Origin of the sequence: Olivibacter sp. 47 (assembly GCF_030372825.1) — a bacterium.
GTDB classification, from domain to species: Bacteria; Bacteroidota; Bacteroidia; order Sphingobacteriales; family Sphingobacteriaceae; genus Olivibacter; species Olivibacter oleidegradans.
In genome coordinates, this window is the sequence record NZ_JAUCNR010000001.1 from 2,009,263 (window position 1) to 2,032,208 (window position 22,946).

Genomic DNA, 22,946 nt, shown 5'->3' on the forward strand with positions numbered 1-22,946 from the left:
GCCATCTTGTAACTAAAAGATGTAATTCGAGAAAGAATGTGTTCGCACCAACTTGCAAAAACTAGTTAAGATAACTGTTACGGGTTGCTTCATGTTAGGGCGCTTTGATCTTAACACCTTGTTGAATCAGTTGATTGTAAATAGTTTTTGCCAGCAGCAGGGCTTTCTCATGATCACCGTGTATACATAAAGTATCTGCTTTGATAGCGATAGATCTTTGATTTGTTGATAATACTTGTTGTTGGGTGATCATAACTAAAGCGCGCTTCACTGCCTGTATTGTATCGGCAATAATGGCATCATCTTGACTTCGGGGTGTGAGTTTACCATCATCTTGATAGCTTCGATCAGCAAAGACTTCAGATGCAACGGGAAGGCCTATTTTGTGCGCTGACAAAATTAGTTTGCTACCAGCCAGTCCATATAAATAGAGTCGCTTATCAAAATCATAAACTGCCTGTACAATCGCTGTTGCCAAATTTTCATCTCGAGCCGCCATATTATACAAAGCGCCATGTGGTTTAACATGATGTAATTTTCCCCCAGCGGTTTTTACAAATCCATAAAGAGCGCCAATCTGATAAAGCACCATATTGTATATTTCCTTCGGACTCATGTGAATTTCTCGTCTTCCAAAGCCCTGTACATCGTTGAAGCCAGGATGTGCCCCTATTGCTACACGTTTTTCGACTGCTCTTGCTACCGTACGCTGCATTACATCTGGATCACCGGCATGAAACCCACAGGCAATGTTCGCCGAGCTGATATAATCGAATAGCATATCCTGTTCCGGGAGTGTATAAGCACCAAAACTCTCTCCAACATCACAATTGATATCAATATAATACATATATAGTTTCCTTCACGTGTTAAATATTGTAGATCTCGGCAATTTACGAAATAGACATATTGATTTTAGTTTGTGTTTCTAAATGATCATATTTAGCGCAACAGCAAGCTTTTTAAGTTCGTTTTCTCTATTCATGTATAGCTTTTCAGCTTCTATACGACTAATGGCCGAAAACTGAATAGAATCTCCGGGCTTTAATTGTCCGCAAAGTGGTAAATCAACTTGTGCTATCTGTGCAATACGCGGGTAGCCACCCGTTGTTTGCCCGTCTGACATTAATAGAACGAGGGAGCCGTCGTGTGTTACCTGTACAGTGCCTGGTGCAACCGCTGTGGAAAGTAGTTCAATTTGGCTGGAACGCTGCAATAAAGGCCCTTCAAAGCGATATCCCATGCGGTTGCAATCACGACTCAAGGTATAACTAGCGGACAAAAAATTTAGCAAAGAATCGGCTCGAAACCAAGTAAACTCTTTGCCCGGAACAATCCTGATCATTCTTTTGTCAAGCGGCATAAAGTGCTCTTTATCAATGCTCCAGTTAGGAAAACTGATTTTCGTACTTTTTAAGTGCGATAATAGGCGCAAAGTCGATGTAGTTAAGTTGTTTGCGTTTTTAAGCGAATCTTGCTTTTTTAAAGCACGTCCCATCAAGCCTCCGAATCTGCCGGTTATATAAGTGCTTTTGCTTCCCAAAACAATCGGAACATCCCAACCTCCCGCGATGGCTAAGTAGGTCCTTGAACCCGAACTGTGATGTCGAAATGCTAAATTTTGTCCGGCTGGGACAAAAAGAGGGCGATTATCAGGTAAAACTTGATCCGAAGCATAAAGAATGGCCCCCCCGCCGGAATATGCGATTAAAAGATCGGTTTCGGCTTCTAACAATACATCCGCGTACGTTATTTCTATCACAGCCGCGTCAATCGCATTAGCTAAGCTAAGATTTGCTAGCCGCATAGAAAGTGAGTCCATCGCTCCGGCAGAGGGAATTCCTTGGGCACGATAAAAGTTTCTCCCCAAATCTTGTACAGTGCTGAGTATGCCGGGTTTTAAAATCTTAACTTTCATTGCTTCTCCTCAGGCGTTTAAATTCGCGTAAATCAATTGTATCGAAAATAACCTCGTCGCCGGCTCGCAATAGGCTCGGGGAAGATCGGTTAATATCGAAGAGACGCAGGGGGGTGCAACCAATGATTTGCCAACCTCCGGAAATTTCCAGAGGATAGATGCCCGTCTGCTTCCCTGCTATGCCGACTGAGCCTGCCGGTACTTGCTTGCGCGGAATCTTCTTTCTTGGTGTTTCCAATAGTGAGGGGGTGCCGCCTAAATAAGCGAAGCCGGGAACAAAGCCGATCATATAAACCTTATAAGTTGTACTACTATGTAACTTGATAAGCTCCTGAGTCGATATATTGTGATACGAAGCTACATATGCTAAGTCCGGTCCAAGTTCTTCCTCATAACATATGGGTAAATGAATAGGTTCCTTTTTTATTTCATTTATCGGAATTGCCTGTTGCTGCAACTCAATTAAGTAATTGGAAATTCGTTCGAAACTATTCAGGCCGTAAAGCTGTTTTGCTTGGACAACCTGTATGGTATCATAGAAAATAGCTAATGAAGTATAGGCGGGGACGGTGGCAATAAAACCTTCGAATGGTAAACGATTTACTAGCTCATCGAATTGGTGAACTCGGTTAAAGGTCATTTCATCAATTTCTTGCCCAAACTCAATGGTAACGGCACTTTCTGATAAAAAATGAATATTGAAAGAAGGTGTAGATGAATGGCCGGGCCTGCCAATGGTACTCTCATGTGTAAGTTTTTAATTCATCGCTCAAGCGAAGGTACTAAACCAAATTTATAAAGAAGAAAATGTATATTAGCAAGAATCGTTTTGTTAAAACTTATTGATAACAGAACGAATAACAGCTAACATAAACTACCGCAATAAATTATGGCCGAATTTGATCTTAGTGATTTAGAAAGAATCAATAAAAGCGAGGAAATACTGGATTTTCTAGTCGCAAACGATATCATCAAGGAGAAGAAGTTCAGGAAGCAACTCGCCTACGAAAAAGAACTTTCTGCTTTACAGTTTGAGTTGCTTCGCTTGCAGCAATATGTTATCGAAAATAAAAAACGATTACTGCTAATTTTTGAAGGACGAGATGCGGCAGGAAAAGGAGGAACAATCAGCAGAATGATCGCTAAACTGAATCCGAAAAAAATACGTGTAGTTGCACTTCCAAAACCGACAGAAGAGGAGAAAGGTCAATGGTATTTCCAACGATACATAAAACAGTTGCCAACCAGCGGAGAAATCGTGTTTTTTGATCGTAGCTGGTATAATCGAGCTGTTGTGGAACCTGTATTTGGTTTTTGCTCTGACTTACAATACACCTCGTTTATGGAACAAGTAAATTCGTTGGAACACCTACTCATCGATGATGGAATCATTATGATGAAAATTTTTCTTACGATTTCAAAGAACGAGCAACTGGAGCGACTGGAAGATAGACAAAAGGATCCGATGAAACAATGGAAGGTTGGGGATCTGGATGAAAAGGCACAAGAAAAGTGGGATGATTATACCCATTATATAAATAAAATGTTGAAACGATCCGGTAGCAAGAAATCCCCTTGGGTCGAAGTAGTTACGGATGATAAAAAGCAGGCCCGATTGGAGGTTATTAAATACGTCCTTTCAAATGTGACAGGTTTTACGAGTAAACAAGACTTAAAGGTAGACGAGAAACTAATAAAGATTCATGGTTAGGCAATTTTTATTCTAGTCATTCAGTACCTTTGGTGTATAATGAGGGTTGCTATTGTAGGAGCAGGAATTGGCGGCTTATGCACAGCCGTGGCACTGCAAAACCTAGGCTTGGATGTTAGTATTTATGAAGCTGCGCCAGTGATTAAGCCTGTTGGAGCTGGTATAGGACTTGCAGCCAATGCCATATTGGGATTGAAAAGATTGGGAATAGAACAGGCTGTTTTTGAGAAAGGACATCAGGTCACTTCCCTTCGTATGCTTGATGCTGACGGGAAAATTATAAGTAATCAGGATACGGAATTATTAGGACCCGATTTTGCAAATGCAAACTTGGTGATTCACCGTTCGGAGTTGCATGAAGTGCTTTTAAGTAGATTGTTGCCCAACTCATTACATTTAAATAGAGAATTGCTTTCGTTCAGGAGGAAAAAGGAAAACCTCATTCTTTGTTTCTCGGACGGTTCTAGCTCGGTTACCAACCTGTTGATCGCAGCAGATGGTATCCGCTCAGTCGTAAGGCAACAGCTTATACCTGATAGTAAGCCGAGATATGCAGGTTATACCTGTTGGCGTGCGGTTATTGAAAATCCGAACATCCCCTTAAATGAAATGGCATCTGTGGAAACCTGGACGGCTGCGGGAAGAGTTGGTATGTCTCCTTTGTCTCACAATCGTATTTATTGGTATTGCTGTATGAATGCGAAAGAAAACGATTCTTGCATGAGAGAAATGAAGCCCAAAGATTTGGCAGACAGTTTTTTAAACGCGCATACTCCAATAGCTGAAATTATTCGCAGTACAGCTCCGGAACAACTTATTTGGAGTGATGTATTTGATATTAAGCCGCTTCAGCATTTCGTCTACGAGGATAATATCGTTCTTGTGGGGGACGCAGCACATGCCACAACGCCTAATATGGGGCAGGGCGCCTGTCAGGCGATTGAGGACGCGGTGGTTTTAGCCCAGTGTCTTGCCACGCAAAGCGACCTCGCCACAGCACTTAAGCAATATGAAAAACGAAGAGTTAAAAGAACTAAACGCATCATATGGCAATCGAGGCTACTTGGCTGGATGGCGCATTGGGAAAGCCCATTTTGGTGTAGGTTTCGTAATGGTATATTACGGTCTGTGCCTAAGATTGTTACAAAAAAGCAGATTGCCTGGTTATTCAAAGTTGATTTCTAAAAAGCGCTTGACAAAATTATTACAACGCTTTCCTCTTAACTCAAATGTCAGCTTTTAGCTGAGCGGATGCGATCGCTTGCATTTTGTCTAATATCTTAAATCGCATAAATGTATTTTAGAATGGTTATAATTGCAAACATAAGCGCTCATTTTTACTTTTACAATACGGACGATTTACCATGAAAGAAAATAAGTATGATGATCCTAACTTCTTTGCGAGCTACGGTTTGATGCCACGTTCTACAGCCGGTCTTGAAGCTGCGGGTGAGTGGCCTGCTTTCCGAGCCTTGTTGCCGGATTTGGCTGACAAAACTGTGCTAGACTTAGGTTGTGGTTATGGATGGCACTGCCGCTATGCAATGGAACAGAAAGCGAAGCGGGTCACCGGAATAGATCTGTCTAAGAAAATGCTGGAAAAAGCGAAAGAACTGACGCAAGATCAGAATATCCAATACGAGTGCGTAGCCATTGAGGACATAACATTTAGCGAGGCTACCTTTGATGTCGTCATTAGTTCGCTCGCACTTCATTATGTGAGCGATTTTCAACAGGTTTGCGAGCATGTTTATCATTGTTTAGTACCTAGCGGTACTTTTGTTTTCTCTGTCGAACATCCTGTTTTTACTGCCATGGCTTCTCAAGATTGGTTTTACGATGAGCAGAAAAATCGGATGCACTGGCCCATCGATCATTACTTTAGTGAAGGGCTCAGGAAGACTAGGTTTTTAAATGAAGATGTTATAAAATACCATCGGACTGTTGAGACCTATTTATCAAATTTATTGGATGCTGGTTTTACAATTAATAGACTTTGCGAACCAAAACCATCAGTATCCGTGTTAAAAAATTATCCAGATATGGTTCACGAATTGAGGCGTCCGATTTTTCTTTTATTTTCGGTGTCTAAATAAAAATGCCTTAAGTTTTTACAATGGTTGAAATAGGGAGATGAAACATTATAAAGTTGTTGCGGCGGTCATAGAGCATAAAGGAGCTATTCTTTGCACGCAAAAAGGTGAACACAATTACCCTTATCTAAGCTATAAATATGAATTTCCCGGTGGAAAAGTAGAGCGCGGTGAGCGGGACGAAGATGCGCTGATTAGAGAAATAGATGAGGAGTTGGCATTATGTATTACGGTAAATAGAAAAATAGCTGTTGTTAATCATCAATATCCCGATTTTATGATCACACTAACTGCTTTTCACTGTAATTCAACTTCACGTGAGGTTACATTGGTGGAACACCTGCATGCAATATGGTTACCAAAAGAAAAACTAAAGACGTTAGCTTGGGCGGCTGCTGATCAGCCCATCTTGCAATATTTGTAGTGTCATTGGTACTATTTTCTTCAGCATTATAATTTTTTTATTTCAATTTATGAAAAATGTATCTTTTTAATAAATTAGCTGCCGCATTTCAAATCTGACTCATTTGGCAAGCTCGGCTAAATGGTTGGTCTAGCTCGGAGCCCACGATTTGAAAGCCTAACCACTTTGTACTGTTAGTGTTAAAAATTATAAATTTTTTTTTATGTTAGCGCGTGCAAAACGATTGTATTCATTTTTTACCATTTTATTTTTCCTGTTGGGGCTATTGCCTTATAGTTTTTATGAAAATTGCCTGGCCCAAGGTCTTTCATTGTATACGCCGTATCCGAAAATTTCAGTACCACCCGGAGAATCGATCGATTATTCGATTGATTTAATTAACAACAGCAATGCAATAAAAACCAGTGATATTTCAGTTGTCGGCTTGCCAAAAGATTGGAGCTATGAACTGAAATCCGGCAATTGGGATGTGGCGCAACTTTCTGTTCTTCCGAAGGAAAAGAAAAGCTTTAACTTAAAGGTTAATGTTCCGGTGAAGGTTAACAAAGGCGCTTTCCAATTTCGGGTGCAAGCTAAAGGATATGCTTCTTTGCCATTGACTGTGCTGGTATCGGAGCAGGGAGGCTATAAGACCGGGTTTTCGTCTGATCAAAGAAATATGGAGGGGGCAGCCAATTCAATGTTTACCTTTAATGCGACCTTAAGAAATCAAACCGCAGATAATCAAGTTTATGCCTTAACGGCGCAAGCACTTCCGGGATGGAATGTGTCCTTTAAGGCGAATGGCAAACAGGTTTCTTCGGTAGATATGGTAGCTAACCAAACCCAAAACATTACGGTTGAAATAGATCCGCCTGATGAAACGAAGGCAGGTTCCTACAAAGTGCCTGTTTTGGCGACTACAGCGAATACATCAGCTAATTTGGAATTCGAAGTAGTGATCAAGGGATCTTATAAAATGGAACTGACCACACCGACCGGCTTACTAAGCACCGATGTTACAGCCGGTGAAAGTAAAAGGGTGCAGCTCGCACTAAAAAACAGCGGTTCGGCTGATTTAAAAAATGTCGAAATGAAGTTTTCTGCTCCGGCAAACTGGGATGTCGTTTTCGAACCCGCAAAAATTCCTTTGCTAAGACCTGGGGCAACCGTAGACGTCTTCGCAACGATTAAAGCGGATAAGAAGGCCATTGCGGGTGATTATGTGACGGAATTGGAAGCAAAAACACCGGAGATATCTTCGAAAGCCTCGTTTCGTATATCCGTCGAAACTTCTTTACTGTGGGGATGGTTGGGCATTATGATCATTTTAGCGGCTATTGCTTGTGTATATTACCTAATTCGTAAGTACGGAAGGAGATAGGCGGTGGAAGAAGTTATCGAATTAAAAGGTGTTACAAAATGTTACGGTTCATTGAAGGCCGTTGATAACTTGGATCTCGCGGTTCGAAAGGGAGAAATATATGGCCTTTTAGGACCAAATGGTGCCGGTAAGTCGACGACAATTTTAATGATGCTGGGACTGACTGAGCCAAAGACAGGAACGATTAAAGTTTGCAATATCGATTCCACTGTCAATCCCATTGAAGTAAAAAGACGAGTCGGTTATCTACCGGATAATGTCGGGTTTTATGATAATCAAACCGGATTGGAGAATCTGATTTTCACCGCTAAACTTAATCGCGCAACGTGGACTGAAGCAAGAGACAGAGCTTTAGATCTGTTGAATCGAGTAGGGTTGATAGATGCGGCTAATAAAAAAGTTGGAACTTACTCTAGAGGAATGCGTCAGCGACTTGGCTTGGCAGATGTTTTGATTAAAAGACCGGAAGTAATTATTTTGGATGAACCGACACTCGGTATTGATCCGAGTGGTGTCAAAGCATTTTTAGACTTGATTGTTCAGTTAAGTAGAGAACAGGGACTTACTGTTTTGCTCTCATCTCATCACTTACATCAAGTACAACAGGTATGTGATCGGGTAGGGATCTTTGTTAATGGCAAATTGATTGCCAATGGCACTATACCCGAACTTTCAAAACAACTTTTTAGTAGCGAAGTGTTTACGGTAGAGGCAGGTATCGCTTGGCACGAGTTGGAAAAACCACATCAATTGATGAACGACCTGGGGAAGATCGATGGAATTAATAGCGTTAAGTATGAGCAAAATCGATTATTGATTGGGTGCTCAACGGATAAAACAGCTGCTATAGCACGTACAATTGTCCGTTCAGATATTGATCTGACACACTTGTATCAGCGACAATATGGTTTAGACGAAATTTATCAGCGTTATTTTGAAGGAGAACAGAAGTATGTATAAATTATTGAATTTGAACCTTATTTCTCCGAATCGGGAAGAGAGAAGACCTGCTCACCCTTTCAGAGTTTTGGTAGCCAAAGAGGTCAGTGACCATATTAGAAGTTGGCGCTTTATCATTTTACTTTCGCTTATTCTATTAACCTGTGTTAGTTCGTTATATACATCTATGAGCGGTATCAGTAAGGCTGTTGCTAAACCGGGTGACCCGGAAAGCGCCTTTCTGTTTTTAAAATTGTTCACACTTTCTGATGGATCTTTACCTCCCTTTCATGTATTTGTTGGTTTTTTGGGCCCTCTTTTGGGGATTAGTCTGGGTTTTGATGCCATTAATTCTGAACAGAATGCCGGCACTTTGAGTCGAGTTATGGCCCAGCCGATTCATCGCGATTATCTAATTAACGCGAAGTTTGCAGGGGCTTTGATCGTAATCAGTACACTTTTTTTTGCATTGGGTCTGGGAGTTATGGGCTTAGGGATCATTATTATTGGTATTCCGCCAACTCCTCAGGAACTCCTCAGAATCTTTCTTTTTCTTTTTCTCAGTATACTTTATGTGGCTTTTTGGCTAAATCTGGCCATATTTTTTTCCATACGATTTAGACAAGCTGCAACATCTGCATTGACCGCCATTGCCGTTTGGTTATTCTTCACTGTTTTTTATCAAATAATTATTAGTCTTATCGCTAAGGCAATTATACCTACCGCGGCAGCCGACACTTATCAAAGCCTAAGCTATCAAAAGCTGATCAGCGATTTACTGCGCATAGTACCTAGCCAACTCTACAGCGATGCAACAACGACGCTTTTGATGCCTTCTGTTCGGAGTTTGGGTCCATTAACAATGGAACAGGTTTACGGTGCAATACCAAGTCCCTTGCCGATCGGTGAAAGCCTCGCCATTGTGTGGCCACAACTTACCGGTTTAGTAGCTGTCACTATATTATGTTTTGCAGGTTCCTATTATTTATTTATGAGAAGGGAAATAAGATCGCGCTAATGCCAGATAGAGAAAATGAATACCCTTGTATTATTTCTTCTCAAGGTTGAATTTTAAAGCTTGTATGCTTTTATGGCGCTTTTTATTTGCTCTTCCTCTGTTGTGCCAGGATATAGGATGTAGCTGGGAGCGAATATCGGCTTAGTCTTTTCTATTTGGACAGAGATAATATTGTTTATTGGGAACTTTCCTTTGGTCATTTGAGTTAAGGGTTGCAGCAACAAATTAAAATGTAGATGACCTGAATCAATAATTGTGGCCTTTCCCTTTAATTGCCATCCCTTCTGTATCAAAATGTCAATAAAGCTGATGCAGACATTATCGTTTTCCATAATGTTTTTAATAGATTGGGGAGATGCAATATCAGCAATTAGCAGGTTTTGCCCATAATGAGTAAAGATCTCTTTCGGGGAAACATTAGGAACTCCTTCTCGTGAAGCCGTGGCAAGCCAACATAGGACGCTTTTATCAATATAGCGTTTTATTTCATCTGTAAGCATACGGTAAAGCTAACTATTTTTAACAATAAAGAGACCAACTAACGTTATAACAACTAAATACGACATGTGATATTGCTCTTGTCAGGCACGTTCAAACGCCGTTTTCCTTCCAACAGGGTGGCTTTCGTTGCTGCTTTTTCCAAATTGTTTATATCGAAAATAAGAAATGAAGGCAATCGCAAAAATTGATGTTACCGTGATGTATACCCACGATGGGATGGGAACGGGATCTCCTTTTGCATACGAATGTAAGCCCGAAAGGTAATAGTTAACCCCAAAATAGGTCATGATCACGCTCGAAAAGCTTAGCAAAGAGAGCAAATTAAACAAAAATTTACTTTTCAATCCAGGAATTAAACGAACATGCAAAACAAAAGCATATAATATAATGGAAATAAAAGCCCAAGTTTCCTTCGGGTCCCAGCTCCAATAGCGGCCCCAACTTTCATTTGCCCATATGCCGCCCAGGAATGTGCCTATAGTTAATAAGAACAGTCCGACAGTGAGGGACATTTCGTTTACAATTGTTAGTTCATTTAGAGATGCACTGACCTTCAAAGCTATTTTTTTGTTTTTTATAATATGCAAAATGAGCGTCACAAGACCAATTAGCGCGCTTAGGCCGAAAAATCCATAACTGGAAGTAATGATAGCGACATGTATCATTAGCCAATAGGATTTTAGAACGGGTACTAATGGTGTAATCTGAGGATTCATCTGTGAACCGCCGTGTGCAAAGCCCATTAATATCACAGCTATAAGACATCCCGCTGCCGGGATAAAGGCATTACTATTGCGATATAAGATAAGGCCGGAAAGTATCCCAATCCAACTAATAAACATAACCGCCTCGTAGCCATTACTCCAGGGCTCATGACCGGAGATGTACCATCGGATGCCTAGACCAAGTGCCTGTAAACTGGCCGCAATTGTTACAACGACGAGTAGAAAAGAAATTAATCGACTCACAAATCTGGCCTCCGAGAAAAGCTTAACAAAGGCTAACGCAAGAATTAGACTTCCCAATAAGGCGTAAGCAATCATAAGCTTAAAGAAGATATTCCATGAATTGTATCGGATTTCCCAGTTAATTTTTGCTTCCGATGGAATAATTTCTTTGCCTATTTCTTTTTGCAACGACTTTAATTTTTCTAACTGTTGATCGGCTTGCTGCCAATTTTGTGTGGTTTGTGTATAGATGACTTCTTTAAGATAGGCGGCGAAAGGATTTTTAACATCGGTATTATGATTTGCATGTTCACTACCCCAAGCAACCCAAGTATTGTTTGGATCATTCGGGATAGGTAACACCCGTAGATATTGCCCACTGATCAGATACTGCATAACCTGTAATTTATCATTCAGTTCAATAAGCTCTTTGTCATAGCTGTTTTGATCAGCAGGCTTTTTCGCGAATGCTTGTTGGTATTCATCTTCTAGAATGAAGGTCGCTTTATTATCCTTGAGCGTGATTAAGTTAAGTAGCGATGTATACCCCTTAGGGTCCGCTTTTACACGATTTAACAGCTCCGGCCCACCTTTTGCATTTACTTTAATTAACGGGACTTGTGCCCAATCAAAAGGTTGTGTTGATACAGACAAAAGGAATTGATTGGCATCTAATTCGTAAAACTGATCTTTGTGATGAAGTTTCCGCAAGATTTCCAGTGCCAAGGTATTGATGGGTTCTATTCTTCCGTCAAAATTTTGTACTAGAAGGCTTCCGAAATTAGCTGCATGTGATTTGCTTAGTTTTACTGACGCTGCGAATTGAGCAGGGTCTTGTATTTTGCTAGGTACAGGCATTGAAAGATCGGGCCGGTTTTCTGATTGGACAGCCGAATCATGCGTATGTACATGGTTATGCTGATGTTGATGCCCCTGTTCGTCGCTTTTCAATAGCTGATCTCCCCTGGACGGACCATGCATGTCTATTTCCTGTGCATAACTTGCGCCAAATGGCATAAACAAAAGGAGTAAAAGCGACGCCTTTTGCTTCGATAAAGCGCTTAACTGCTCATTTAGCTTAGAGAAGCGAGTTCCCTTCCAAAACAAAGTAACAAACATGGCTAGAAATAGAAATGTGTAACCTATATAGGTGGTGGTAGTGCCCCAAAAATCATGATTAACTGACAAAACGGTGCCTTTTTCGTCCGGGTCAAAACTTGATTGAAAGAAACGGTAACCTTGGTGATCCAACACATGGTTCATATAGATGGTATATGGTGTCTCTGACTGTTTTTCTACAATTGCTAAATCGGAGGAATAGGAGGCAGGACTATTACTTCCGGGGTATTTTTCCATTTTGAATTTGCGAAGTTTAAGTTCAAAGGGTGTGTAATATATTTTTGAGCCGTAGCCTATGGACACGGTTAGACCACCTATTTCTGACTGATGTTGAAAACTGGTGATACCTTTTCCTCCATAAAATGATACGGTATCGGTGGCATTATTGGTTGAGAGTTCCAGTTTAACCAGGTCAGCCTCGTTTTCATGCGTACGCTTATCGCCCTCAAAATGAATAATCTCACCTTTGGATGGTGCTTGAGGTATAACAAAAGTTAAACTTCCTAGCGTGTACAAACTACGAAGATGAAAAGGTTGTTTCCGTTCTGCTTGGAGTTCACCCTTTTCCTGTGACGCCATAATCATATAGCCACCACCTACCGGCGAATTGATAACTAGATTTCCAGCTTCTTCTTGAATGTTTACTGCCCCCGGTGTTTCCTTGTTATAACTGACTAGCATATTCTGGATCAGTTGTACACTACCCGAAGGGATATATTTGTTCTCTCTTTTACCTTCGATCAAGGTCACGAGATGTAGTATGTTCTTGCCTGTTGACGACGCTACCAGCGAATCTTGGGCTCTCGGTATGTAATCCAAGACACGCATTTTTAAACGTTGTCCCATAAAATCGTACTCTGCAGCATATTCCTTTTGAAAAGGCTTTAAGTAAAAGGGAACCTGACGAGATGTTAGAATGACCGGTACATCTTTATAGGCTAAGGCTTCTTCACCATTTGTAATTTGTACCTTAAAAAATGAAGCATCGGAAATAATTTCATTATTGGACTCCCCCTCACGGATATGCATAGAACCTTCAAAGCTGATATAACGGGTAATCGCTCCGCCGACGAAGATTAATATGAATGCCAGGTGGAAAACTAATAATGGCCACTTTTTCCGCTGGATTAATTGATAGCGTTTTATGTTTCCGATGAAATTAAGCACGAGTATGACCATAATCAACTCGAACCACCAACTGTTGTAAATGAGGGCTTTTGCCACAGGCGTGCCGTAATCATTTTCGACAAATGTAGCTACCGCCATCGAGAAAGCGTATAACAACAACATAAAACCCATGGTTCGGGTAGAGAAAAGTATCTTTCCGACGAAATTCATTAACAAATATTTATAGGTGAGTAGCAGACACTAAAAAATAATTCCTTATGGGGATTTGCGGCAAATATCTTGCTTTTTAGAGGGAGAAAAGTAAAACCAATATAATTTTTTTGTAAAAAAAGAATAGTGATTGGCCTAGAGCCATGGCTCGTTATAAATTTCTCCATAGTTGTTGGTTTCAATCAAGTTGATACCGATTCCTCGTAAAAATTGAATCTTACCAAGATTTCGGTCGTCCGGTTTTTCGTTTTTAGGAGCAATATACCAGGCCTTTTTTCTTCTGCCGGGAAATTTTCGGTAGTATTTTGCGCGTTCTATTAAAAGCCATCGGATGAAAATTTCATTTTCTTCCAACCCTAAACCGAAAATACATAACTGCTTATTAAAGAAGACTTGGAGCCATGTATTACCTCCACTCCAAATCTTTTGACTGTTATTGTTAAAGAGACTGCCTGTGCGACTTTTATAGATGTAATTTCTTGCTTTTTCAATGGATCCCATATAATGAGAAAGACCTAGACGAATGCTTCTATGGTAGCTGACAAGTCCATTAATAAACCATATTCCGAAACCTTTCAACGGATCTTTTAACTCGTGATCCGAGAAATAGGTTGACCAAGGATAAAAGTCAGTGAAAGACGTCGTTTTAAAACGGTATTGCTGCATGAAGGGCAGTGAAGATAATGTAAGATCAAAATTGGTGGTAAGAATAGGTGCTTCATGCTGCCTGGCCCACTGTACGAATGAAACATGATGATCGAACGGCTGCCAACCGCTCAGTAGACGACTTACTTCTTTCTGAATTTGAAATGGGCTGTTAGCGGTTTCTATGCTAGCTAAGTCTAGCAAATCATAAAATTCGGTGGTTGTAATGCCTTTCGGGACGAAGTTAAAGACGTCTGGAGAAAACTTATGCCATAGCTTAAGAAGTAATTCCTCCCAAGATAACGCTTTTGGATTGTTAGGATATCGATTGATGCCGTTGCCGATTACAAAGGCGATATCTTGTTCCTGTCGGATTAACTCCCTGAATTTCATCGTATATACTCAATGATGAGCGGAATATTTAGAGGGCAAGCTACAAAAAATATAACAAAAAGTGGATAGCAAACTAATGTTTAGCAAGTTGTATGCGCGTATTAATACTATAGGTCGCCAATAAAATCAACCCGATCCTGAAAAAACTCGATGAAAATGCCTTCGTTGTAATAATAGTAGGATACAATAAATACATCCCCATTGTAATATGAATCCCGATCGTCGGGTGGTCCCCAATATCGCTCAACCATATCTATTCGGTGCCCTACCTGGGGCCAATAGTTTTCAGGATTGTAATTATCTTTTTCGCAACTGAAAAAGGTGAAACTAATAACTATCAATAATAGGATCGCCAGACTAGCTCGTATAATGGAGTGAAATAAAAAAGCTCTGCTCTGCATAGAAATCAAAATTTGGTAACGCGCGGACAAATGTATAATTTTATCTTCCATTTTTCGATCGATATTGACTTTGGGTGAAGAACAATAAGCAATTACCAAAATATTTTTATCTGCAAGACGACGTGCAGTGGGTTGCGCAGCAACTCTTGGGAAAGGTTATCTACACTAATATTAATGGCCTTGTAACCGGTGGGATTATCGTAGAGACAGAAGCCTATAATGGTATAACAGATAAGGCCTCCCATGCTTATGGCAGACGTTTTACCGAAAGAACAAAAGTAATGTATGGGGAGGGAGGGGTATCGTATGTATATCTTTGTTATGGGATCCATTATCTCTTTAATGTTGTAACCGGTCCAATCGATGTTCCACAAGCTGTTTTAGTGAGAGGTATTGAGCCAATTGTGGGGCTCGATTATATGTTAAAGAGACGTAATATGGAGGTACTGACTCCACGGCTTTCTGCAGGCCCGGGAACGCTGACGCAAGCTTTAGGCATTGCAGGAAATTTCAACGGAAAAAGCTTATCCGGTGACGATATTTGGATAGAGGACGTTGGGATCTCGTTGGATGAGCAAGATATTGTTGTTTCGACAAGGATTGGTGTAGAATATGCAAAGGAAGATGCTTTATTGCCCTGGCGCTATTATATAAAGGGAAATCGTTTTGTAAGTCGAAAGTGAAAACATAGCAAGCCTGCTATGTTAATTGTTCAAATATTCCCAAGCGCTGTAGTAAGCATGTTCTTTTTCTGAATAGGTAATTAAATCGGCATAGAAAGGTAGCTTTGATAGGGTAAGGCTATCACCTACCATCACTAATTTCTTTTTTGCCCTTGTCATCGCGACATTCATGCGCCTAATATCGCTTAAGAAACCAATTTTTCTTTCTTGGTTACTTCGTGTAAGGCTGATAATAACAATGTCTCTTTCTTGACCTTGAAAGCCGTCGATGGTATTGATCGTAACTTTATCTTTATATATAGAAAGAGATCTGGCTTCCAATAACGCTTTGAGCTTATCGACTTGCGAAGCATAGGGAGAAATAATAGCGATACGAGGATAATTTTCGGGTGAATAATGTTGGCTAAGCGATGTACTCAACATTGAAAGGTAATGTAAAACAAAGGAAGCTTCTTCTAAATTGTATATGCTACCTTCATCGTCTCTTTCATCAAACCCACAGCCCACCGTATCGATAAATTGCAAGGGCTGATCATTAGGAAACAACAGGGTATTTGCAACGGAACTGTGTGCAATTAGCGAGCTTTGGTAAAATTTTTGGGAGGAAAAGGACATGATGGATGTATGCATTCGATACTGTTCCTGAAGCATAACACCTGATTGCGGATATAAATGAATGCATTTTTCCAGTAATGTTTCCTTAAGTCCCTGATTAGCGGCAGAAACGGATTTGATCGTTGGAGGCAACTGCTGATGATCGCCTGCTAATATTAATTTCTTTGCTTTTAATATGGGAATCCAACATGCGGGTTCTAGAGCCTGTGCGGCTTCATCGATTATGACTGCCTCAAAGCAAATGTTTTTTATTGAGTAATGGCCGGCTCCCACCAATGTTGCTGTAATTACCTGCGCATTTTTGATGACAGACTCTGTGGCATACTGCTCTAAAGCATCGGCTTCCTTTATAAGCTTTGCTGCTTCGGCAAATAATGTTTGTCGCTGGATTCGCTCTTCTTTGCCAAAGTTACGTTTATACTTTCGTGCCATTTCACGAAATTGATTTGCTCGCTTTCTGATTTTTTTTACTTCTTTTATTGACGAAGTTTGGCTGATCTGCTCATCTAATGTCGCATGTAGTAACTCAGGTGTTACACGAGAGGGGCTTCCGATTCGTGTAACATTGATTTGTGCTTTGAGAAGTTGATCTGTAAGAAGATCTACTGCAGTGTTGCTCGGTGCAACCACCAGTAACTGACAGTTTCTTTCTTTCAGTAAAACCTTGCAAGCTTCGATGATGGTTGTAGTTTTGCCGGTGCCCGGGGGACCATGAATGATGGCTATATCATTCGCAGATCGAATTTTTTCGATGGCTAGCTGCTGATTGGCATTCAACCTATCTAATGAAATAGGGGTAGCAGAAGAAAAGAATACAGGTTGCCTTTCTCCTATTAACACTTGAATAAGAGGATTTTTATTTGATTTCGAAGCTTCTAGCAGCGCATTTTGCATTTGCTTATAGCTATACTCATCAAATAATAAATCGATGCCAAGTTTACCATTGTGAATCCAGTCGGGAAGCTCATCAAGATGCAGCATAACTTTCATTTTGTTTTCAACAAGGTAGGACACTTGTCCCACAATGCGGTGATTAACCGAATCAAGATTAGAGAAAAGAGCAACTGACGCCCCGGATTTAAAATGATGTATTGTTTCTTGATCGTTTGAACGTTCAATTTCCAGAGCGATGTAGTCGCCTCTTTCGATAGTTATTTTTTTTATATGTATAGGAAACCAGGTGTTCCCATTTTTTTTTCGCTGTGTAATGGACAGGGTAGTTAGCGAGGTTTGAAAGGAATTCCTATCTTCTATTTGTTCTAATTTTAATAACGCTAACAAATTGCCAAAATAATCCATGCGGCAAAGATAAGAAGCATTTTAATTAAATTTTTTTTGTTATAAGGACGGGATGGCTGCGTAGTTAAGTATGCATAAGTAATAAAATAGGTAGATTAGTGTTGCCTGTGTGTGGGAGGAAAAAAAAACGGTTTGATTTCCAGTTTGTTGTAAAAAAAAGCTATTGTCCGGGGCGCGAAACATTTGGGGGAACGGGGGAAATTCGTACCTTTGCCATCCCGTTCGGGAGGCGGGCACTCCGCAAACGAAGGGATGCGGTTGTTTTTTGAGGTACGGAGGTGAACGGCAGGGAGGAGGGTCGGTGATTGAAATTTTTGGTAACAATCACTACCTGTGTCTCTTCCAACACATCAATGTTGAATGCTGCCGGCTCATGAAAATAAAAACTATTGCGATCACCAAGCCACCAATCTTCAGGAGCAAATTGGATCGTATGTTCCTTGCCCTGGCTGTCGAGCGTGTAGGCCCGAAGCAATCCACTGCATACAAAATAGCCAAGGCCTGTTGATTCCCCTTCCCTTAAAAGAATTTTTCCTTTTTGATAGGTTTTTTCTTTTAATTCCTGCTTCAAAACGCTAATTTGTTCTCCTGTTAGAGGCGTATGGCGTTTGAGATAATTTTCGAAAGCTTGCATGTGCCAATTTAGTAATTTTATACATCATCGAAAAAAGCCATGGCAAAAATTGTTCTCCTCTCAGCCAGTATCAGACAAGGTCGAAATAGTCACCGGGTTGCCCTCTATTTTAAAAATTATATCGAAAGCAATCAGTTGGCAGATGTAGAGATGGTCGATCTTGATATTTATGATTTTCCGCTGTTTGAAGAGCGTTTACGCTTCTTAAAGAATCCGTCCGAAAAGATTTTGGATTTTGCAGCAAAAATAAGGGAAGCAGAGGGCGTTTTGCTGGTTACTCCGGAGTATAATGGAGGATATCCGGCTAGTCTAAAGAACGTAATCGATCTGCTATATGATGAATGGCGTAAAAAACCTATTGCGCTAGCTACGGCATCGGCCGGTAATTTCGGCGGTGCACAGGTCATGACATCCCTGGTGTTCAGTCTATGGAAGATCGGCTCCATACTTGTACCAGCTATGTTTCCGGTTGCCAAAGTGCAGGAAGCTTTTAATGAACAGGGTGAACCGTTGGACAAAGCGCAAACAGATAAAAGAGCGCATACTTTCGTGAGCGAATTGCTGTGGTTTATCGAAGCAAAAAAAGAATGCATAACTAAGGAAGCGGAAAACATAAATCGCTTATTACAAGGTAAGATAAACTTTGCTTGCTACAAGCAGGCAAGGTTTTATTGTTATTAATGAAGTGTAGTTGTCCAATTGCTGCACTAGTATTGGCCATGACCTATAACCTATAACTGAAAGCCTACAACTCAAGCAATCTTTCGTTTTCGAAAATAAAAGCCTTTCAATTTTTATTATGATTTTTTATAATCTTTGTTTATTTTTGATTTCGAAAATAAAACAAAAATAAACGAAAGCATATGTCAGAAACGGTAATGCCTAACCAACGAAGGGAAAAGATAATCGAGTTGCTTAAGGAAGACGGTTTTGCCAAAGTGATTAATCTGGCAAAAATCTTCAAAGTAACCGAAGTTACGATTCGGCAGGATTTGGAGAAGCTTGAAAAAGAGGGCGCTCTGGTTCGGGAACATGGAGGGGCTTATTTGAAAAATATAGAAGATAAAGTAAGAACCTTATCACTTAGTAACCAAGACAACCTAGATAAAAAGGAAAAGATAGCGAGTAAATGTATTGAATATATTGAGAGTGGTGACAGCATTATTCTTGATTCCGGTTCAACCACAACGGAAATTGCCAAGAAGTTGAAGGGTTTTAAGAACCTTACCGTTATTACCAATGCCCTGAACATAGCCATGATGCTCGGGACCGAACCGGGTATTGACTTAATTGTTACAGGAGGTGAATTTAAACCACCTACCTTGTCGCTTACCGGACAAAAGGCGGCTGATTTTTTTCAGGGTATTTATGTGCAGAAACTTTTTCTTGCTACAGCCGGACTCTCGTTGAAGGCTGGTTTGACCTATCCCAGTATCAGCGATATTGTAGTGAAAAAAGCAATGATTGATGCCGCGGAAATAACGTATTTGGTGGCAGATTCAACAAAAATCGGAAAAAGCTCTTTTGCCAGCCTTGGTGCATTATCCTTAGTGGATTATGTCATTACAGACTCTGATATCAATGAGCGTGACAAGAATGTGTTTGAAGAAAATGATATCGAAATTCTACTTGCTTAAAGCATAAACTAAACTAACATATAAACATTCGATATGAATAATAAGGGGACTTTAGGCGTTATTATCGGAAACCGCGATTTTTTTCCGGATAAATTGGTTTCGGAAGCACGCCTTGAGATTATGGAACAGCTCGAAAGGTTGCACATAAATTACGTCGTGCTGGACGAATTTCAGACAAAATTAGGAGGCGTGGAAACTTTTAAAGATGCCCAACGATGCGCCGAACTGTTTAGGAGACATGCTTCGGAAATAGTGGGCATATTAGTGGTATTGCCTAATTTTGGTGATGAACGTGGTGTGGCCGAAACCCTAAAATTGGCTGGTTTGGATGTCCCTGTTTTAGTACAGGCCTATCCGGATGAATTGAACAAATTGGACCTTGCCAGGCGACGTGATTCATGGTGTGGGAAGATTTCGGTATGCAATAATCTATATCAATATGGAATAAAATACACCCTTACGAATCAACATGTGTTGCATCCAAAGGATCCCGCTTTTGCTCAGGAAGTGCTTGATTTTTTAGCCGTCTGTCGTGTGGTAGGTGGATTGAAACGTTTAAGGATTGGTGCTGTGGGAGCTAGGCCTGGCGGGTTCAATACGGTTCGGTATAGCGAAAAGCTTTTACAGCGCCATGGTATTTCAGTCATTACCGTCGACTTATCCGAGATCTTAGGTAGAGCCAATCGTTTGACTAAAGAGGATGCATCGGTAAAAGAGCATCTCGACAGAATTAACGCTTACGCTTCACAAGGGAAAACCCCTGATGAAGCAATGATACAGATTGCCAAGCTGGATGTGGTATTAAATCAGTTTATGGTAGAACATGATTTGGACGCTACAGCAATCCAGTGTTGGACGTCGCTTCAAACAAACTATGGCTGTAATGTATGTACCAGCATGAGCATCATGAGTGAAAACATGCTACCAAGTGCCTGTGAGGTGGACGTGACGGGAACATTAAGCATGTATGCGATGCAGTTGGCTTCGAGCTCGCCGAGTGCTTTGGTCGACTGGAATAATAACTATGCCGATGATGCCAATAAATGTGTGCTTTTCCATTGTGGTAATTGGGCAAAGTCATTCCTGCCTGACGTTGAAATTAGCAATGCCCCCATTTTAGGTACTTCCGTTGGTGTCGAAAATACGTATGGAGCGCTCGACGGTCGCACGCCGGCTTCTCCTTTGACGTATGGACGTATTAGTACGGATGATCCTAAAGGCATCATCAAAGCATATATTGGAGAAGGAACGCTTACAGACGACCCTTTGAATACTTTTGGAAATCGTGCGGTAGCACAGATTCCGGACTTACAGCGTTTGATGCAATACGTGTGTCGTAACGGTTTTGAGCATCATGTGGTTATGAATGCCTCCAACACGGCGGGCATCTTGAAAGAAGCCTTGGGGAATTATATGGGCTGGGAAGTTTATCAACACTGTCCCGAAAATTAAATCGTAAAGTTATGATAGTAAGTGAATTAATTGCGAAGTCAAAGGAGTATCGTCAAAAGATTTTAAAATATATAGTGGGCGCAAATGCCGGTCATACGGGAGGGAGCCTATCATGCATTGATATTCTAAATGTACTGTATAACGTGGTGTTAAATGTTAGTCCGGACAACTTTGAATCGCCTGATCGAGATCGCTATATTCAGAGTAAAGGGCATTGTGTAGAAGCCCTATTTGTAGTATTGGCCGATAAAGGTTTTTTTTCGGAAGGCGATTTAAATACACTATGCCGTTACCAATCACACTATATAGGACATCCTACCCGTAAGGTAAATGGCGTAGAACAAAATACGGGGGCACTTGGACACGGTTTGCCGATTAGTGTCGGCACTGCATTGGCAGCAAAAATGGATGAAAAAAATTACCGGGTATTTACCTTATTGGGTGATGGCGAATTGCCTGAGGGATCCAATTGGGAAGCAGCCCTGACGGCAGCACACTATAAGCTTGATAATCTATGTGCCATTCTAGATAAGAATAATTTACAAATTACCGGATCGACAGCGGACGTTTGTAACACCGATCCCGTGGATCTGAAATTCGAAAGCTTCGGTTGGGCGGTTAAACATGTGGATGGCCACGATTTAGCGGCAATAAAAGATGCATTGGAAAGTGTACCTTTTGAGGTAGGAAAGCCTAGTATGCTTATCGCTCATACGGTGAAAGGCAAAGGTGTGAGTTTCATGGAGCATAATATTAGCTGGCATCATGGTGTTCCGAATGAGGAGCAATATGCGCAAGCAGTAGCGGAACTAAGTGCATAAACATTATGGGAAATGTATTAACAGACGATTTGCAGGTTACCAAACCGAATTTGGAAGTGTTTTCTGCGACTTTGCAGCATTTGGCAACGGGCGACCGCAATGTCGTAGTGATTACCAGCGATTCCAGGGGGTCAGGTAAGCTTGTGCCTTTCGGTAAAAAATATCCGACCCAAATGGTAGAGGTCGGCATTGCTGAACAGAATTTGGTTGGGGTAGCTGCAGGTTTGGCTTCTACGGGTAAAAAGGCTTTTGCGGTGTCTCCCGCCTGCTTTCTAACGGCAAGAGCCTTGGAACAGATTAAAAATGATGTCGCATATTCGGATAATCCGGTGCGCCTCATCGGTATCAGTGCGGGTGTCAGTTATGGAGCTTTGGGCTCCACTCACCACAGCTTACACGATTTTGCAGCACTTAGAGCCATTAACAACTTGAAAATTGTGGCACCGGCTGATAATTATGAAACGGAACAAGCTATTTTGCAAGCTTATCACCTGGATCAGCCCATCTATCTGCGTTTTGGAAAGAAACCTATGCCTTTGCTGACAGAGGATTCAACTGACAGCTTCACTTTAGGAAAGGGTAGGGTTGTTAGAAGGGGACAAGATTTGGCTTTTATCGCTACGGGGGAAACTGTTTATCCGGCTTTAATGGCCGCGCAAAAACTGAAGAGCGAGCGGAACTTGGATATTGCCGTGGTAAGTATGCATACCATAAAGCCATTAGATACCGAATTGCTGCAATACTTTGCAGCAAATGCAAAGGCGATTGTGACGGTAGAAGAGCATAGTATAAACGGAGGACTTGGGGAAGCCTGCGCATCTTTTCTTCTACAACACGATTATCGAAAACCTTTTAAAATTGTTGGGATACCGGATGAATATACCGTTACCGGATCACAAATTGAGATTTTTAATCATTACGGTATTTCAGAAGTAGGTTTAGCGGATGCCGCTTTAACCCTACTGAACACGATGACATAAGAAACACCTTATACA

At 41.0% G+C, this 22,946-nt stretch carries 22 protein-coding genes; 13 read left to right on the forward strand and 9 right to left on the reverse strand.

The window, feature by feature from the left end:
- Positions 1–94: 94 nt before the first annotated feature.
- The 3 genes from QT327_RS08725 to pxpB all read right to left on the reverse strand — a co-directional run bounded on the left by QT327_RS08725 (position 95) and on the right by pxpB (position 2,558).
- Positions 95–850 carry a LamB/YcsF family protein gene (locus QT327_RS08725; RefSeq protein ID WP_130857215.1) on the reverse strand — a complete coding sequence of 252 codons (756 nt, stop codon included), beginning with the start codon at positions 848–850 and terminating at the stop codon, positions 95–97.
- A 78-nt stretch (positions 851–928) separates the two neighbouring features.
- Positions 929–1,918 carry a 5-oxoprolinase subunit C family protein gene (locus QT327_RS08730; RefSeq protein ID WP_130857216.1) on the reverse strand — a complete coding sequence of 330 codons (990 nt, stop codon included), beginning with the start codon at positions 1,916–1,918 and terminating at the stop codon, positions 929–931.
- Positions 1,908–2,558, reverse strand: coding sequence for a 5-oxoprolinase subunit PxpB (gene pxpB / locus QT327_RS08735; RefSeq protein ID WP_502910528.1), 651 nt, complete (start codon positions 2,556–2,558; stop codon positions 1,908–1,910). The genes QT327_RS08730 and pxpB overlap by 11 nt, the downstream gene beginning before the upstream one ends.
- A gap of 249 nt (positions 2,559–2,807) precedes the next feature.
- On the opposite strand from pxpB, the gene ppk2 reads away from it, so the two are divergent.
- From ppk2 to QT327_RS08770, 7 genes are all read left to right on the forward strand, one after another.
- On the forward strand, positions 2,808–3,629 hold the full coding sequence (gene ppk2, locus QT327_RS08740; RefSeq protein ID WP_130857218.1) for a polyphosphate kinase 2: 822 nt from the start codon (positions 2,808–2,810) through the stop codon (positions 3,627–3,629).
- A gap of 39 nt (positions 3,630–3,668) precedes the next feature.
- On the forward strand, positions 3,669–4,814 hold the full coding sequence (locus tag QT327_RS08745) for an FAD-dependent monooxygenase (RefSeq protein ID WP_130857219.1): 1,146 nt from the start codon (positions 3,669–3,671) through the stop codon (positions 4,812–4,814).
- 179 nt (positions 4,815–4,993) lie between these two features.
- Complete coding sequence (locus tag QT327_RS08750) at positions 4,994–5,725, forward strand: class I SAM-dependent methyltransferase (protein ID WP_130857220.1); 732 nt, start codon at positions 4,994–4,996, stop codon at positions 5,723–5,725.
- A 37-nt stretch (positions 5,726–5,762) separates the two neighbouring features.
- Complete coding sequence (locus QT327_RS08755) at positions 5,763–6,146, forward strand: (deoxy)nucleoside triphosphate pyrophosphohydrolase (RefSeq protein ID WP_130857221.1); 384 nt, start codon at positions 5,763–5,765, stop codon at positions 6,144–6,146.
- A 202-nt stretch (positions 6,147–6,348) separates the two neighbouring features.
- Positions 6,349–7,509, forward strand: a complete 1,161-nt coding sequence (locus QT327_RS08760; protein WP_130857222.1) for a COG1470 family protein — start codon at positions 6,349–6,351, stop codon at positions 7,507–7,509.
- A 3-nt stretch (positions 7,510–7,512) separates the two neighbouring features.
- Positions 7,513–8,469 (forward strand): ABC transporter ATP-binding protein, encoded by a 957-nt coding sequence (locus QT327_RS08765; RefSeq protein ID WP_130857223.1) that lies wholly within the window; start codon positions 7,513–7,515, stop codon positions 8,467–8,469.
- Positions 8,444–9,466 (forward strand): ABC transporter permease, encoded by a 1,023-nt coding sequence (locus QT327_RS08770; protein ID WP_289552612.1) that lies wholly within the window; start codon positions 8,444–8,446, stop codon positions 9,464–9,466. Before QT327_RS08765 ends, QT327_RS08770 begins: the two co-directional genes overlap by 26 nt.
- Before the next feature lie 53 nt (positions 9,467–9,519).
- Here QT327_RS08770 and QT327_RS08775 read toward each other — a convergent pair whose 3' ends face one another.
- The 4 genes from QT327_RS08775 to QT327_RS08790 form a co-directional block, all read right to left on the reverse strand.
- Complete coding sequence (locus QT327_RS08775) at positions 9,520–9,966, reverse strand: pyridoxamine 5'-phosphate oxidase family protein (protein ID WP_130857225.1); 447 nt, start codon at positions 9,964–9,966, stop codon at positions 9,520–9,522.
- A gap of 81 nt (positions 9,967–10,047) precedes the next feature.
- On the reverse strand, positions 10,048–13,371 hold the full coding sequence (ccsB, locus tag QT327_RS08780) for a c-type cytochrome biogenesis protein CcsB (RefSeq protein WP_289552613.1): 3,324 nt from the start codon (positions 13,369–13,371) through the stop codon (positions 10,048–10,050).
- Positions 13,372–13,506: 135 nt separating this feature from the next.
- The gene (locus QT327_RS08785) at positions 13,507–14,409 is read right to left on the reverse strand and encodes a hypothetical protein (RefSeq protein ID WP_130857227.1); all 903 of its coding nucleotides are present in this window, start codon (positions 14,407–14,409) and stop codon (positions 13,507–13,509) included.
- A gap of 107 nt (positions 14,410–14,516) precedes the next feature.
- Positions 14,517–14,861 carry a hypothetical protein gene (locus QT327_RS08790; RefSeq protein ID WP_130857228.1) on the reverse strand — a complete coding sequence of 115 codons (345 nt, stop codon included), beginning with the start codon at positions 14,859–14,861 and terminating at the stop codon, positions 14,517–14,519.
- A 23-nt stretch (positions 14,862–14,884) separates the two neighbouring features.
- Between QT327_RS08790 and QT327_RS08795 the strand changes: the two genes are divergently transcribed.
- A complete protein-coding gene (locus tag QT327_RS08795; protein WP_130857229.1) occupies positions 14,885–15,493 on the forward strand; it encodes a DNA-3-methyladenine glycosylase in 609 nt (202 codons plus the stop codon).
- 21 nt (positions 15,494–15,514) lie between these two features.
- Here QT327_RS08795 and QT327_RS08800 read toward each other — a convergent pair whose 3' ends face one another.
- The gene (locus tag QT327_RS08800) at positions 15,515–17,407 is read right to left on the reverse strand and encodes an AAA domain-containing protein (RefSeq protein WP_130857230.1); all 1,893 of its coding nucleotides are present in this window, start codon (positions 17,405–17,407) and stop codon (positions 15,515–15,517) included.
- Between the two features lie 160 nt (positions 17,408–17,567).
- Complete coding sequence (locus QT327_RS08805; protein WP_289552614.1) at positions 17,568–18,041, reverse strand: Crp/Fnr family transcriptional regulator; 474 nt, start codon at positions 18,039–18,041, stop codon at positions 17,568–17,570.
- A gap of 39 nt (positions 18,042–18,080) precedes the next feature.
- Between QT327_RS08805 and QT327_RS08810 the strand changes: the two genes are divergently transcribed.
- The 5 genes from QT327_RS08810 to QT327_RS08830 all read left to right on the forward strand — a co-directional run bounded on the left by QT327_RS08810 (position 18,081) and on the right by QT327_RS08830 (position 22,931).
- Positions 18,081–18,722, forward strand: a complete 642-nt coding sequence (locus tag QT327_RS08810) for an NADPH-dependent FMN reductase (RefSeq protein ID WP_289552615.1) — start codon at positions 18,081–18,083, stop codon at positions 18,720–18,722.
- A 182-nt stretch (positions 18,723–18,904) separates the two neighbouring features.
- A complete protein-coding gene (locus QT327_RS08815) occupies positions 18,905–19,678 on the forward strand; it encodes a DeoR/GlpR family DNA-binding transcription regulator (protein WP_149105503.1) in 774 nt (257 codons plus the stop codon).
- A gap of 33 nt (positions 19,679–19,711) precedes the next feature.
- The gene (locus QT327_RS08820; RefSeq protein WP_149105504.1) at positions 19,712–21,130 is read left to right on the forward strand and encodes an L-fucose/L-arabinose isomerase family protein; all 1,419 of its coding nucleotides are present in this window, start codon (positions 19,712–19,714) and stop codon (positions 21,128–21,130) included.
- 11 nt (positions 21,131–21,141) lie between these two features.
- The gene (locus tag QT327_RS08825; protein WP_130857132.1) at positions 21,142–21,951 is read left to right on the forward strand and encodes a transketolase; all 810 of its coding nucleotides are present in this window, start codon (positions 21,142–21,144) and stop codon (positions 21,949–21,951) included.
- A gap of 5 nt (positions 21,952–21,956) precedes the next feature.
- Positions 21,957–22,931, forward strand: coding sequence for a transketolase family protein (locus QT327_RS08830; RefSeq protein WP_013665888.1), 975 nt, complete (start codon positions 21,957–21,959; stop codon positions 22,929–22,931).
- Positions 22,932–22,946 lie beyond the last annotated feature (15 nt).